The following is a 13,477-nucleotide window of genomic DNA, read 5'->3' as shown; positions in this document are numbered from 1 at the left end:
TTCACCGCGCGGTTCCGGCAATGGCGTCGAGCGGTATCCGCACGGCGGAGCCTGCCCCGGCGGACAGACGTTGCCGCACCGGCTCCGGCTCCACCAAAGCCTCGTCGACCGGCTTGCCGGTCAGCGGCGAGACCATCCTGGGAAAGGCCGGGACCTCGTTCTCGCTCGCCACGCTCGCAACCCGGATGGGGGCGGGCGCGGCGGCGCTGCGCGGCGCGCCGAATTCCGCCAATTCGCGCGTGCTGCCCACGAACTGCTTCGCGCCGGGCGCAACGTAGCCGAATTCGACCCGGTTCCAGCTGGCGAGCCGTTCCTGGCTGGCGCGCGTCTCGAACTCGGTTTCCAGCATGATCTTGCGCCCTTCGAGCGCGACCAGGCGGCGCTCGGCATTCACGACCTCGCTGCGAACCGCGTGGACCTTGAGATGCAGCGCGCCGTACATGATCGTGGACAGGCCGAGCGCGGCGAACCAGCCCATGCGGCGGAGGCGCGATTGCCGGGTCATGCCGCGTCTCGCGCGGGTGCCGCGGTGCGGACGGCAGCCCGCAGGGTCGCCGAACGGGCCCGCGGGTTGCGGGCAATCTCGGCTTCGGAAGGGCGGATGGCCTTCGAAACCCGAGCGAAGGCCGGAAGGAGTTCGGCCTTGCGCTCGGGCACGTGGCGCGAGGTCCCGGCATGCGCTCCGGAAGCCTCGCGGAGGAAACGCTTCACGATGCGGTCTTCGAGCGAATGAAAGCTCACGACCGCCAGCCGGCCGCCTGCGCCCAGCAGCGTCTCGGCGGCTTCGAGGCCGGCCTCGAGTTCGTCGAGCTCGGCATTCACGTGAATGCGCACCGCCTGAAAGCTGCGCGTGGCCGGGTCCTTCGGCGCGCCGGGGCGATAGCCGAGCGCCTTCCGCACGACGCGGGCAAGGTCGCCGGTCCTCGTCAGCGGCCGGGCGGCCACGATCGCGCGGGCGACGCGGCGGCTCTGCCGCTCCTCGCCCAGTTCGTAGAGCACGTCGGCGATGGCTTCTTCCTGCGCCGTATTGAGGAAGTCGGCGGCGCTCTCGCCTTCCTGGCTCATGCGCATGTCGAGCGGACCGTCGGCCGAAAAGGCGAAGCCGCGCTCGGCCTGGTCGAGCTGCATCGAGGACACGCCGATATCCATCGTCAGTCCGTCGACCCGGGCAACGCCCGCCTGCGCCAGAACGGCGACCATCTCGGAAAACCGGCTGGGGTGGAGCACGAGCCGGGGCGGCTCTTCCTGCGTTTCGGGCCAGGCGCGACCGGCGGCGATCGCGTCGGGATCGCGGTCGAAGGCGTGGACGGTGGCGCCGCGGTCGAGGATCGCACGGGTGTATCCGCCGGCCCCGAAGGTCGCATCGACCACCAGTTCGCCCGGCTGCGGATCGAGCGCCGCGATGACCTCGTCGAGCAGGACCGGGACGTGCGGCGCGGGATGCTGCAAGGCGCCGCTCACTTGCGCTTGGCCTTGATGGCCGCGGCCTGCAGGGTGCGGCAGGCGATCTTCGCGGCTTCGAACTCGGGCCCGTCCATCGCGTAGAGCTCGTCGGGAGCCCACATCATGAAGAACTCGCCGGCGCCGACGAAGAAGACCTCGTCCCGCAAATTCCCCAGTTGCGCCAGATCGTCGTTGAGGACGAAGCGGCCGCTCGCGTCGAAGGGCACCTTCTTGTACCCGTAGAGCGTCATTGACATGGCATCGCGGTTGAAGTCGCGGCCCAGCCGGGTCAGGCGATCCTCTTCCTTGTCGAGATAGGCGTCGAACGTGTCGATGCGCGACTGGCCGAAGCCGGTGAGGCACTTCCACTGCGGATGGCGGCAGACGGCGAGCGTCTTCTCACCGTCGTTGGAGCGCACGAGATCCTTGCGAAAGTCCTGGGGCACAGCCAGCCGGTTCTTCTCGCCACGCAGCAAGAAGTCCGTTCCGTTGTACCTGACAGGCTTGTCCGCCACGTCCCCCGAACCCCGTAATCAAGTGCCCCACACGCAGACAAACCTTCCCCGCCGACCGTCGCGCGAGCGCGGCCTGCTCCCGATAACGGGAGTCATTCGGGCGATTTGTCCGATGGACTCGCTATCTATATCGGGCTGGACGGGGATGGAAGGGGAAAATCGGGGAACTTAGGGAAAAAACTTATGGAAAGTTGGCTCGGCGATTTCCGCTGGCCCGGCACGTCGGCAGGTCATTCGCCCAATATACGGATCGCGAACGGGGGCGACGGACTATGCCCGCCCATCCCCACAAATCCCCGCGATTACGGAAACGCCAGCGCTACCAAGCCATCCAGCGCGGCTGTTCCAAGATCCGGAGATTCGGCATCCAGCAGCGCGGCATCGGCGAGAATCAGTGCTACGCCCTGCCCGATCCGGCAGCGGGCCATGATCCGTGTAGGAGAAATGGCGCACGACGCCTCGCTGCTTGACGGGCGAAAGCGCCCGGGCAAGACCACCGGCACTTGCACCCCTTCAGCCTCCTCGTTCGACGCCGCACCTTCCTGATCTTCGTCGAATTCGAGTTCGAGACCCCAATGCCGCAGGATCGGGGAGAGCATGATGACATCCTGGGGCCTGCGCCGATCGCCGATGGCGAACTTCGAATGGCCGGTCATCATCGGATCGGCAAAGAGCAGCAGGTGCCCACCGTTCCGGACCCACGCATCCAGCGCGACGTTCTCCTCGCCGCTCAACGCCCTGGGTTGGACCAGGAGAAGCGCATCGAATTGGGCGAGACCTGCCTGATCGAGGTACGAGAGGGGCCTCAGCTCGAAACGCCGCTCCAGACTTTGCCGCGCCCAGTGGCGCTCGGCCGTGCCGCTCAGCAGATCGCCTATGCCCTCGCTCTCGCCCCAGTAGAGCGGGATCGTGCCCATCACCGCAAGCGCAGAACGCGGCGGGGCCTCCCGCGCGAGCGAAGGTGAACCGGCCAACGCGAGCAGCGGGACAAGGAAATTAAGGAGCGGCGACCGGGGGCGCATCGGACTCCACCGCCTGTGGGGCGGAACTGGCGGGCAGCTCGGGCACGACGCCCGCATCGGCGAGAGGATCGCTCGCGGCGCTGGTCGACGCCTGCGGCGACACCGTCGAAGCCGCTTCGGGCACGACCCCGGCCTCGACCTCGCGGGCGCGCTGGATGAATATGCTGGCCAGCCCGATCAGCAGGATCATCGCCAGCAGACCGAAGACGCCGACCTGCAGGCGCTGCACCATCTGCGCCCGCGAACCGGACAGGTCGGTGATCGTGACGTCGGGCGTGTCGTCGGCCATGGGCGGCACTTTAGCCGCGCGACATTAACGCAGCCAGTCGAAAACCGGCAGCTTCTTCTCCGCCAGCCATCCGGCGTTGTAGAGCGTGGAGAGATAGCGAAAGCCGGTATCGCACAGGATCGTGGCCACGCGCGCATCCTTGCCCAGCTGCCTGCCCAGCGCGACGGCACCGGCCACGTTGATCCCGCTCGACAGGCCCAGGCACAGGCCTTCCTCGCGCAGCAGGCGGGCGACCCACTCGAGGCCTTCCTCGTCCGAGACCCTGAACTGGGTGTCGATCGGCGCGCCTTCGAGATTGGCGGTGATACGGCCCTGGCCGATCCCCTCGGCCACCGAATTGCCTTCGGACTTGAGTTCGCCGGTGGCGTAGAAACTGTACAGCGCCGCGCCGTGCGGGTCGGTCAGCGCAATGGTGACCTTGTCGCTGCGTTCCTTGAGGCCCATTCCCGTGCCGGCCAGCGTTCCGCCCGTGCCGACGGCACAGGTGAACCCGTCGATCCGCCCGTCCATCTGGTCCCACAACTCGGCCGCCGTGCCCTCGATGTGGGCGCGGCGGTTGGCGACGTTGTCGAACTGATTGGCCCAGACGGCCCCTTCGGTTTCCTCCGCCAAGCGGCGGCTCGTGTGGACGAAATGCCCCGGATTGGAGAACTTGGTCGGGGGCACCAGCACCAGTTCGGCCCCGAGCGCCCGCAGGGTATCCATCTTCTCGTGGCTCTGGTTGTCGGGCATCACGATGATGGTGCGATAGCCGAGCGCATTGCCGACGAGCGCCAGCCCGATCCCGGTGTTGCCCGCGGTCCCTTCCACGATGCAGCCGCCGGGCAGAAGCTCGCCCCGCGCCTCGGCATCGCGCACGATCCACAGGGCGGCGCGGTCCTTGACCGACGCGCCCGGGTTCATGAATTCGCACTTGCCCCAGATCTCGCAGCCGGCCGCCTCGCTCGGCCCCTCAAGCAGGACCAGCGGGGTGTTGCCGATCAGGTCGAGGGTGTTGGAAACCGAGCGCGCCGTCATGGTTCAAAGCGGTAAGCTGCGGGCCCCGGGCCCGCAACGCAGTTGCACTTGCCGGGTATGAACTCAGTCTTCGGCAGCGATGCGCACCTTCAGTCCGTCGAGCGCGGGCGTGAAGGGAATCTGGCACGACAGGCGCGAAGTCGCGTCGCGATCGTCGCTGGAATCGAGCAGGTCGTCCTCGTCCTCGCTCATGGGCGGGAGCCGATCGGCGAACGCCGGATCGACGTGGACGTGGCAGGTGGCGCACGAACAGCAGCCACCGCACAGCGCCAGCAATTCGTCGAAGCCGTTGTCGCGGATCGCTTCCATCACCGTCAGCCCATCGATGGCATCGACGGTGCGTTCTTCTCCGGAGCGCGTGACGACGGTCAGCTTGGGCATAACGATGGGCTTCCTTTGGCGTTACCGGGCCGGGCTGCTAGGCAATCGGGCATGACTTGGCAAGCGGAGCGAACATGGGGCTGACGGCGGAACAGTTGCGCGAAGACCTCGACGCCGTGGCGGCCCTCGAACCGGCATTCGCGCGCGCGCTTTCCATCGCCGGCTATCCCGAGCCGCGCATCCGCGAGCGCGGTTATCGCACGCTCCTGCGCACCATCGTGGGCCAGCAGGTCAGCGTGGCGGCCGCCTCCAGCATGTGGCGCAAGCTGGAGGCAGAGCTCGGGGAAGACGTGCATCACGGCGAGCTGCTGTCGCGCGACTTCGACACGCTGCGCGCCTGCGGGCTGTCGCGCCAGAAGCAGGGCTACGCCCGCTCACTGTGCGAACTGGTCGCGGCCGGCGCGCTGGACTTCGACGCCCTCCCCGCCGACGACGAGGAAGCGATCGCCCTGCTGACGCAGATCAAGGGCATCGGTCGCTGGTCGGCCGAAATCTACCTACTGTTCGCGGAGGGACGACCCGACATCTGGCCCGCGGGCGACCTGGCGGTGCAGGCGGGGCTCGGCAAGATCCTCGGGCTTCCCGAAAGGCCGAGCGAAAAGACGGTCCGCACGCTTGCCGAGCCATGGCGCCCGCACCGCGGTGCCGTCGCGATCCTGACGTGGCACTGCTACAACAACGCCGCGCTCTAGCGGCTTGAAACCTGGTGTATTGTTCTTACAATACACTGCCGGAACCTCTGGAGAATTTTCTTGACCACTGCAGCACAGGCCGTTGCCGCCGTCCCCCTCATTTCCCGCGATGCGCTGTTCGGCAATCCCAGCCGGATCGCCACCCAGATCAGTCCGGACGGTAAGTGGCTCGGCTGGCTGCAGCCGTTCGAGGGCGTGCTCAACGTTCACGTCGCCCCGGTCGCGGACCGATCGGCGGCGCGCCGCATGACCTCGGCGAAGGATCGGCCGATCCCCGGGTTTTCCTTCGCGCCGGATTCGCGCAGCCTGCTCTATGTGCAGGACAAGGCGGGCGACGAGAACTTCCTGCTCTACCAGGTCGACCTCGATAGCGGCGCCGAACGCTGCCTGACCCCCTTCGAGAAGACCCGTGCCCGGCTGCTGGGCCTGTCGAACCTCATCCGCGACAAGGTGCTGGTCGGGCTGAACAACCGCGACGAGCGGCTGCACGACGTCCACCTGTTGGACCTGAAGACCGGAGAGCTCGAACAGGTGTTCGAGAACACCGGCAATTTCGCCGGCTTCCTTGCCGACGAAAGCCTGACCTTGCGCATGGCGATGCGGCAGAACGCGGCCGGCGGCAACGACGTGTTCGACGTGGTCGACGGTGTGGCGAGCGAAACCCCGCGCGAAACCTGGGGTCTGGAGGATTCGCTGTCGACCTCGCCCGCCGGTTTCACCGCCGACGGCAAGACGCTGTACTGGATCGACAGCCGCGGCCGTAACACCGGCGCGCTGTTCGCCGAGGACATCGAAACCGGCAAGCGCACGCTGATCGCCGAGAACGAAAAAGCCGACATCGGCGGCACGCTGCGCCACCCGCTGACGGGCGAGGTGGAAGCCTTCGCCGTTAATTACTTCAAGACCGAATGGACCGCCCTCGAGCAGGGCATGAAGACCTCGCTCGACTGGCTGCGCAGCCGTCTCGACGGCGAGTTCGGTGTCATGTCGCGCACTGACGACGATACCCTCTGGATCGTGGGCCATGAGCCCAAGTCCGGCCCGACGCGCGCGCTGCTGTTCGATCGCACGGCCCAGACGCTCGAGGAACTTCACGTCAGCCGGCCCGAACTTGTCGGCGCGCCGCTCCAGCCGATGCAGCCGATCGAAATCCCTTCGCGCGACGGACTGACGCTGGTCAGCTATCTGACCCTGCCCGCAGGGGCGGAAAGCCCGGTTCCGCTGGTCCTGCTGGTTCACGGCGGCCCCTGGGCACGCGACGGCTATGGCCTCAATCGCCATCACCAGCTTTTCGCCAATCGCGGTTATGCGGTGCTCAGCGTGAATTTCCGGGGCTCGACTGGGTTCGGCAAGGACTTCATCAATGCCGCCAACCTCGAGTGGGGCAGGAAGATGCATGACGACCTGCTCGACGCGGTCGACTGGGCAGTGGCCGAGGGCATCGCGCTGAGAGACAAGGTCGCCATCATGGGCGGCAGCTACGGCGGTTATGCCACGCTCGCCGGGTTGGCCTTTACGCCAGAGGTCTTCGCCTGCGGCGTCGACATCGTCGGCCCCTCGAACCTCGAGACGCTGCTCGAGACGATCCCGCCCTACTGGGAACCGGTGGTGCGCCAGTTCCACGAGCGGATGGGCAACCCGTCGACGCCCGAAGGCAAGGAACTGCTGATGGCCGCCAGCCCGCTGCACAGTGCCGACAGGATCTGCCGCCCGCTGCTGATCGGCCAGGGCGCCAACGATCCGCGCGTCAAGCAGAGCGAAAGCGACCAGATCGTCGCCGCGATGGAGAAGCACGGCATCCCGGTGACCTATGTCGTTTTCCCCGACGAGGGCCACGGCTTCGCCCGTCCGGAAAACTCCATCGCCTTCATGGCCATCGCGGAGAACTTCCTCGCCGAAATCCTGGGCGGGAGGGCCGAACCCGTCGGGGCCACGCTGGCCCTGTCGACCGCCGAAATCCGCACCGGCGAAGACCATGTGAAAGGGCTTGAAGCGCTCACGGCTTGAGGCCATTCCCCTTCGCGGGAGGATTGCGCGATGGCTGTCAGGAAGACGATCTTCATCACCGGTGGCGGTTCGGGCATCGGCCGCGCCATCGCGGTAAAGTTCGGCGCGGAGGGCTGGTTCGTCGGCCTGGGCGACACCAATGACGAGGGGATGAAGGAAACCGAGGCGCTGCTGCCGGGCGGCTATTCGTACCAGCACGTCTTCGACGTGTCCGACCGGCAGGCGTGGGACGATGCCTTGCGGGTGACCGCGCGCGCGAGCGGCGGGCGGATCGACGTGGTGGCCAACAATGCCGGCATTTCCCTGGGCGGCCCGTTGATGGAGTGCACGCTGGAGGAGATCGACCGGATCGCCCGCGTCAACTTCCTCGGCGTCGTCTACGGCGCGCAGGCCAGCTACCCCTATCTCAAGGAGAGCGCCCCGGGATCGTGCCTGATCAACACGGCGAGCGCCGCGGCGCTGCACGGCATGGCGAACCAGAGCCTCTACGGCGCGACCAAGGCGGCCGTGCGCAGCCTGACCGAATCCCTCGATGCCGAGTGGTCGGCGCAGGGCATCCGGGTGCGCAGCCTGATGCCCAGCTTCATCGACACGCCGCTGCTGCAGAACACGCCCAACCGCAGCCGCAACGTCAAGATCCGCGACGCCGTGGTCGAGGCGGGGCTGGAGTTCACGCCGGTCGAGGTCGTGGCGCAGGCGGCCTGGGACGCGGTTTCCAGCGACCGCACTCACCATCTGGTGGGCAAGACGGCGCGCAAGCTGCAATTCATCACCCGCTGGATGCCCGGCTACCTCAACAAGCGAACCCGCCTGCTGGCCGAAGCGCACGACAAGGTCAGCGGGCGCTAGAGCAACGCGTCGATCGCCCCGGCCATCTTAACGTCGCGCATCGAGAGGCCGCCGGCATCGTGCGTGGTCAGGGTTATCTCCACCCGGTCCCAGACGTTGAACCACTCGGGATGATGGTCCTGCCTTTCGGCCAGCAGCGCGACGCGCGCCATGAAGCCGAAGGCCTCGCTGAAGTCGGCGAAGGTGAAGGTCCGCTCGATCGCCTTGCCCTCGCGGGACAGCGCCCAGCCCGGCAGATCGGCCAGTGCGGCATCGCGGTCGGCTGCGGTCAGTTCGGCGATAGCCATGCCCGGTCTCCTTGTTAGCGCAAGGCCTTTCGCTTATCGCCCCGCTCCATGCAAGCGAGCGGCCTGACTGCCTGGGAACTGTTCTGCCGCCGTGGCGATCGGCTGCTGTTCGGTTCGCTCGACCTGTGGGCCGAGAAGGGAGCGGCGATTCATTTGGTCGGGCCTAACGGCATCGGCAAAACGAGCCTGCTACGCATACTCGCGGGACTTCTGCCGCCTTCGCTGACCTATTTCGAGAACGAGGCGCTTCCGAGACGGGGACGGGTCGAGTGGCAGGGCAACGTCGCTTTTCTCGACGGCCATCTTGCCCTCGACGAACATCTCCCGCTGGGTCGCGCTCTTCAGTTCTGGAAATCTCTGGACGAAAGGCCCGCCGATCTCGGCAGTGTGGGTCTTTCGGCACTTGCCGATGTTCCTGTGCGTTACTTATCGACCGGGCAAAGAAAGCGGGCATCTCTCGCGCGATTGCTCGCGCAGCAAGCGGATCACTGGCTCTTGGATGAGCCTTTGAACGGCTTGGACGCTGATGGCATCCAACTTGTCGAACAACTGATCTCCCGGCATCGCAGCGATGGCGGAGTTGTCGTGATCGCATCGCACCAGCCAGTGATACTGGAAGCGCCCCAAATACTCGACTTGCGGGACCACCCGCAATGATCCTCGCCACCCTCCTGCGCCGCGACCTGGCGCTGGCCTTCGGCGGTGGGCGGCGTGGCGGCGCGGTGCTGCCCGTGCTGTTCTTCCTGGCCGTGGCGATGCTGTTTCCCTTCGCCGTGGGGCCCGACCCGGTGCTGCTGGCGCGCGCCGGTGGCGGCGTGGTGTGGGTCGCGGCTCTGCTCGCGGCGATCCTGCCGCTCGACCGCCTGCTGGCACCCGATTTCGAGCAGGGTTTCTTCGACCAGTTTCACTTGCGCGGCATATCGGAGGAAGTGGTCGTCGCCATCCGGCTCCTCGCCCACTGGCTCAGCTTCGGCCCGCCGCTGATGCTCGCAACTCTGCCGGCGGCCGCGCTGCTCGGGCTCTCGGGAGAGACGCTAGCCACCCTCGAATGGGGCCTGCTCGCCGGCACGCCCGGCCTCGCTGCCATCGGCCTGATGATCGCCGCCCTGACCCTCAGCCTGCGCGCAGGAGCCGCGCTGGCCGGCCTGTTGCTCGTCCCGCTGGCGGTGCCGCTGCTGATCTTCGGCGCCGGCGCGCTCTCGACCGGAGGAACCGCAGGCCTCGCGTTCACCGCGGCAATCAGCCTGCTGCTCTGCGCGGTGACGCCGTTCGCGGCCGGAGCTGCGATCCGGGCCGCGCGGGAGGGTTAGATGGATCAAGTAGACCCGGAAGACCTTTTTGAAAGCGGTCGATGCCACGCTTTGGCAGCGAAGCTTCTTCACGAAAGCTCCGTCAATTATGCCCATGAACACGATATCGTGGATGTTGAAAAATTTGCCTTCAACGGGACGTTTTCTCTCTCACTCCACTACCTTGTAGGTTTAGGTTTCGAACTGTTCCTGAAAGCCGCCTATGTGAAATTTGGAGGCGACCCTGACCCAAACCACCTTCGAACTGCGATTGGTCACGATTTGGTGAAGGCCCTCCAGCACGCGGAAACCGTGGGATTTCAATCTGACGTCGAAAACCTCGCAGAAATTGTCGGGCACCTATCTGAGCCCTACCGACTTCATTCTTCCGATATTCGCGCCCAGCGGAAATTGCGCTTCCAGACGAAGGATCGATTTTTGCCGCATTCGAGAAACTGGATCGCCAGCTCTGCAATGAATTCGGTTGGAAAACCTATAAGTAAGGCGGCTTGTCCCGCCCCGTCGGGCTCTGGGTGAATATCTCACACCCGTCCTCGGTGATGCCGATCGAGTGTTCGAACTGCGCTGACAGGCTCTTGTCACGGGTCACCGCGGTCCAGCCGTCGCTCAGCAGCTTCACCCACGGCTTGCCGAGGTTGATCATCGGTTCGATCGTCATGAACATCCCGGGGCGCAGTTCGGGGCCGGTGCCGGCCTTGGCTGCGTGGACCACTTCGGGCGCGTCGTGGAACAGGCGGCCCAGGCCATGGCCGCAGAACTCGCGCACCACGCCGTAACGCTGGGCTTCGGCATGGGCCTGGATCGCCGCGCCGATGTCGCCCAGCCGGGCGCCGGGTTTCGCCTGCTCGATGCCGAGCATCAGACATTCGTAGGTCATGTCGACCAGCTTCTTCGCTTTCAGCGGTACATCGCCCACCAGGTACATGCGGCTGGTGTCGCCGTGCCAGCCGTCGAGCAGCGGGGTCACGTCGATGTTGACGATGTCGCCGTCCTTCAGCCGCTTGTCGCTGGGGATGCCGTGGCATACGACGTGGTTGATCGAGATGCAGCACGAATGTGCATAGCCGCGATAGCCCATCGTCGCCGGCACCGCGCCGCCCGCCAGCGTCCGCTCGCGCACGAAATCGTCGAGTTCCTCGGTCGAAACGCCGGGCACGACGAGATCGGCCAGCGCGTCGAGGATTTCGGCCGCAAGGCGCCCGGCGGCGCGCATTCCCGCGAAGCCCTCCGGCCCATGAAGCTTGATCGTGCCGTCGCGGATGGCGGTCTCGGTGCCGGTGATGTGCTGGTATTCGGTCATGGCGCGCATGTAGCGACACCGGCCCGAAAATGCGAGTGGGCTGTGCCCTTCCCTGCCCTTGCGCCCCCGCGACTGCCGCCCCGCCCGGCAGTAAAACCGGGCGCCGGGCGGCCTGCGGCTAGCGCTTCATGCTGAACGCGCCGCGATAGGCCGGCTTGACTGCTTCCAGCATCTGCGCGGTCATCGGAAAATCGAGTTCGTAGGCCCCTTCGGCGTAGGAGCCTGCGACGTAGGGGCCGTACCACACGGTGATCCGGTCGAAAGTCTTGCCGTTGGACGAACCGACGAGGATCGTCGCCTCCTTGAGCGAAGGGCACGCCGGGAAGACGGCATCGGGCCCTGTTTCGGGTTCCATGCCCTTTGCGGCGCGCTCCTTGTTGAGCGCCGCGCACAGCGGATCGCCGATCGTGCTGCCGAGGTAGTCGGGCGACTCGAACAGCTCTTCCGACTTGAAGCCGCGCGCCCGGGCCTTGTCCCAGACATACCCTTCCAGGCCGTACATGCCGTGCGCGCCTCCACTGTAGGTGGCGAAATCGCCCGACAGGCTGAGCCAGCCGGGCAGGTCGGCCACGACCTTCCAGGTTTCCTGGAAGCTGTGCTGGTGGAAGGGAAAATCCTCGGTCTCGGATTCCTTTTTCGCCGACAGCGCCTCGCCTTCCAGCTCGTCGCGCGCCTTCGCGGCATCGGCGTCGAGCCAGGCGGCGAGCGCGGGGATCGCGGCGGCCTGCGCGGGATAGGAATACTCGAAGGTATAGCTGTCGGTCTCCGTCTTGACCGACTTTCCCTGGCCCGGCGAGGACGCCGTGGCGCTGGCGCTAGCTCCGCCGGCGGAAGCGCTCGCCGTCGGCTGTGTCGATTCGTCGGCCTCCTGCCCCTGCCTGCAGCCGGCCAGGGCCAACGCGGCGGAGGCAGCGAGGAACATGACGCGCGGCATTGGCATTCTCCGGGCAATCATTAAGTGAGCCTCCTATGAGCAAGAACACCGACCTAATCCAGCCGGATCGCGGGCAGGATGCAATTCCCATCCATCTGGTCGACAAGGACGGGTTCGAGGACTGGGCCAAGACCCTCTCGGCCCCGCAGCGCGCGGCGCTGGCGGCGCAGAAGTTCACCGGTGGCGGCTATGAAACCGCGATCGTCCCCGATGGCGACGGGTGGTTCCCGGTGGGCGGCGTGGCCGACCCGGCCGAGCTGTCGAGCTGGTGCCTGGCCAAGCTTGCCGACGTGCTGCCTGCTGGCATCTACCGCCTGGCGAACGGCGAGCCCGGGGCCGCCCTCTTCGGATGGCAGACCGCGCAGCATCGCTTCACCAAGTACAAGGACGACAAGGGCGAAGGCCCGCGCATCCTGCTGACCGGCCAGGCGAAGAAGGCCGCCGCGGCCATTGCCGAGGCGCGGGCCGCGAACATGGTGGCCGACCTGGTCAACACGCCGGCCGAGGACATGGGCCCCGCCGCGCTCGAGAATATTGCCGAGAAGCTGGCCAAGGAACACGGCGCGACGATCAAGGTGACCCGCGGCGACGCGCTGGAGCAGGAATTCCCCATGGTCCACGCCGTGGGCCGCGCCGCCGCGCGCAACCACGCGCCGCGCATGATCGAATTGGACTGGGGCAACGACAAGCACCCGCGCCTGACCATCGTCGGCAAGGGCGTGTGCTTCGATTCGGGCGGGCTGGACATCAAGCCGGGCAGCGGCATGCTGTTGATGAAGAAGGACATGGGCGGCGCGGCGCACGCGCTGGCGCTGGCGGGCCTGATCATGGGCGCGGGGCTCAAGGTGCGATTGCAGTGCCTGGTCCCGGCGGTCGAGAACGCGATCGCCGGCAATGCATTCCGCCCCGGCGACGTGCTGAAAAGCCGCAAGGGGCTTTCGGTCGAGATCGGCAACACCGATGCCGAGGGGCGTCTCGTGCTGGGCGATGCCCTGGCGCTGGCCTGCGAGAGCGACCCCGACCTGATCATCGACTTCGCCACCCTGACCGGCGCGGCGCGCGTCGCCCTGGGGCCGGACCTGCCGGCGATGTTCGCGCGCGAAGACGAGACCGCCGATGCGCTGATCGCGGCCGGTCGCGAGGTCGACGATCCGGTGTGGCGCCTGCCGCTGCACGAAGCCTATGCCGAATGGCTCAAGTCCGACATCGCCGACGTGATCAACGCCCACGCCAACGCCTTTGCCGGTGCCAGCGTGGCGGCCCTGTTCCTCGACAAGTTCGTGACCAAGGGCACCGACTGGGCGCATTTCGACACCTTCGCCTGGCGCCCGGCGGCCAAGCCCGGCCGGCCCAAGGGCGGCGCCGCGCTGGGGCTACGTGCAGCATGGCACATGGTGCAGGCCCGCTACGCCTGAGGGCCGACTTTGCGGA

17 protein-coding genes are annotated in these 13,477 nt (G+C 66.8%); 7 read left to right on the top strand and 10 right to left on the bottom strand.

Annotation, left to right across the window (positions count from 1 at the left end; genetic code table 11):
• Position 1: 1 nt before the first annotated feature.
• The 7 genes from ACWPMZ_RS14870 to ACWPMZ_RS14840 all read right to left on the bottom strand — a co-directional run bounded on the left by ACWPMZ_RS14870 (position 2) and on the right by ACWPMZ_RS14840 (position 4,667).
• Positions 2–505, bottom strand: a complete 504-nt coding sequence (locus ACWPMZ_RS14870; protein WP_455704840.1) for a hypothetical protein — start codon at positions 503–505, stop codon at positions 2–4.
• Positions 502–1,461: a 16S rRNA (cytosine(1402)-N(4))-methyltransferase RsmH gene (rsmH, locus tag ACWPMZ_RS14865; RefSeq protein ID WP_455704839.1), complete on the bottom strand. Its 960-nt coding sequence runs from the start codon at positions 1,459–1,461 to the stop codon at positions 502–504. Before rsmH ends, ACWPMZ_RS14870 begins: the two co-directional genes overlap by 4 nt.
• Positions 1,458–1,958: a division/cell wall cluster transcriptional repressor MraZ gene (locus ACWPMZ_RS14860; protein WP_455704838.1), complete on the bottom strand. Its 501-nt coding sequence runs from the start codon at positions 1,956–1,958 to the stop codon at positions 1,458–1,460. The genes rsmH and ACWPMZ_RS14860 overlap by 4 nt, the downstream gene beginning before the upstream one ends.
• Positions 1,959–2,260: 302 nt before the next feature.
• On the bottom strand, positions 2,261–2,980 hold the full coding sequence (locus tag ACWPMZ_RS14855) for a Gldg family protein (RefSeq protein ID WP_455704837.1): 720 nt from the start codon (positions 2,978–2,980) through the stop codon (positions 2,261–2,263).
• Entirely contained in the window at positions 2,955–3,269 is a 315-nt protein-coding gene (locus ACWPMZ_RS14850; RefSeq protein WP_455704836.1) for a hypothetical protein, read from the bottom strand. Before ACWPMZ_RS14850 ends, ACWPMZ_RS14855 begins: the two co-directional genes overlap by 26 nt.
• A gap of 24 nt (positions 3,270–3,293) precedes the next feature.
• On the bottom strand, positions 3,294–4,286 hold the full coding sequence (locus tag ACWPMZ_RS14845) for a cysteine synthase A (RefSeq protein ID WP_455704835.1): 993 nt from the start codon (positions 4,284–4,286) through the stop codon (positions 3,294–3,296).
• Positions 4,287–4,349: 63 nt separating this feature from the next.
• Positions 4,350–4,667 carry a 2Fe-2S iron-sulfur cluster-binding protein gene (locus ACWPMZ_RS14840; protein WP_455704834.1) on the bottom strand — a complete coding sequence of 106 codons (318 nt, stop codon included), beginning with the start codon at positions 4,665–4,667 and terminating at the stop codon, positions 4,350–4,352.
• 74 nt (positions 4,668–4,741) lie between these two features.
• Between ACWPMZ_RS14840 and ACWPMZ_RS14835 the strand changes: the two genes are divergently transcribed.
• Genes ACWPMZ_RS14835 through ACWPMZ_RS14825 form a run of 3 tightly spaced genes read left to right on the top strand, consistent with a single transcriptional unit; the run spans position 4,742 to position 8,215 of the window.
• Positions 4,742–5,359, top strand: a complete 618-nt coding sequence (locus tag ACWPMZ_RS14835) for a DNA-3-methyladenine glycosylase family protein (protein ID WP_455704833.1) — start codon at positions 4,742–4,744, stop codon at positions 5,357–5,359.
• Between the two features lie 60 nt (positions 5,360–5,419).
• Positions 5,420–7,366: an alpha/beta fold hydrolase gene (locus tag ACWPMZ_RS14830; RefSeq protein WP_455704832.1), complete on the top strand. Its 1,947-nt coding sequence runs from the start codon at positions 5,420–5,422 to the stop codon at positions 7,364–7,366.
• A gap of 30 nt (positions 7,367–7,396) precedes the next feature.
• Positions 7,397–8,215, top strand: coding sequence for an SDR family oxidoreductase (locus ACWPMZ_RS14825; protein ID WP_455704831.1), 819 nt, complete (start codon positions 7,397–7,399; stop codon positions 8,213–8,215).
• Here the strand turns inward: ACWPMZ_RS14825 and ACWPMZ_RS14820 are convergent.
• Positions 8,212–8,502, bottom strand: coding sequence for a 4a-hydroxytetrahydrobiopterin dehydratase (locus ACWPMZ_RS14820; protein ID WP_455704830.1), 291 nt, complete (start codon positions 8,500–8,502; stop codon positions 8,212–8,214). The genes ACWPMZ_RS14825 and ACWPMZ_RS14820 overlap by 4 nt on opposite strands.
• 48 nt (positions 8,503–8,550) lie before the next feature.
• Between ACWPMZ_RS14820 and ccmA the strand changes: the two genes are divergently transcribed.
• The 3 genes from ccmA to ACWPMZ_RS14805 are packed head-to-tail and all read left to right on the top strand — an operon-like array spanning position 8,551 to position 10,328.
• Entirely contained in the window at positions 8,551–9,159 is a 609-nt protein-coding gene (ccmA, locus tag ACWPMZ_RS14815) for a heme ABC exporter ATP-binding protein CcmA (protein ID WP_455704829.1), read from the top strand.
• Positions 9,156–9,812 carry a heme exporter protein CcmB gene (locus tag ACWPMZ_RS14810; protein WP_455704828.1) on the top strand — a complete coding sequence of 219 codons (657 nt, stop codon included), beginning with the start codon at positions 9,156–9,158 and terminating at the stop codon, positions 9,810–9,812. The genes ccmA and ACWPMZ_RS14810 overlap by 4 nt, the downstream gene beginning before the upstream one ends.
• The gene (locus ACWPMZ_RS14805) at positions 9,813–10,328 is read left to right on the top strand and encodes a hypothetical protein (protein ID WP_455704827.1); all 516 of its coding nucleotides are present in this window, start codon (positions 9,813–9,815) and stop codon (positions 10,326–10,328) included.
• On the opposite strand, the gene map is transcribed toward ACWPMZ_RS14805, so the two are convergent.
• Together map and ACWPMZ_RS14795 are read right to left on the bottom strand one after the other, a co-directional pair.
• Positions 10,285–11,112: a type I methionyl aminopeptidase gene (map, locus tag ACWPMZ_RS14800; RefSeq protein WP_455705163.1), complete on the bottom strand. Its 828-nt coding sequence runs from the start codon at positions 11,110–11,112 to the stop codon at positions 10,285–10,287. The two genes, ACWPMZ_RS14805 and map, sit on opposite strands and share 44 nt — an antisense overlap.
• A 118-nt stretch (positions 11,113–11,230) precedes the next feature.
• The gene (locus ACWPMZ_RS14795; protein ID WP_455704826.1) at positions 11,231–12,046 is read right to left on the bottom strand and encodes a DUF4163 domain-containing protein; all 816 of its coding nucleotides are present in this window, start codon (positions 12,044–12,046) and stop codon (positions 11,231–11,233) included.
• A gap of 35 nt (positions 12,047–12,081) precedes the next feature.
• On the opposite strand from ACWPMZ_RS14795, the gene ACWPMZ_RS14790 reads away from it, so the two are divergent.
• Positions 12,082–13,461 (top strand): leucyl aminopeptidase family protein, encoded by a 1,380-nt coding sequence (locus ACWPMZ_RS14790; protein ID WP_455704825.1) that lies wholly within the window; start codon positions 12,082–12,084, stop codon positions 13,459–13,461.
• Positions 13,462–13,477: the final 16 nt, after the last annotated feature.

Source organism: Tsuneonella sp. HG222 (genome assembly GCF_053819185.1).
Note: the sequence above shows the minus strand (reverse complement) of the source record. Positions and strands in the feature narration are given on the sequence as shown.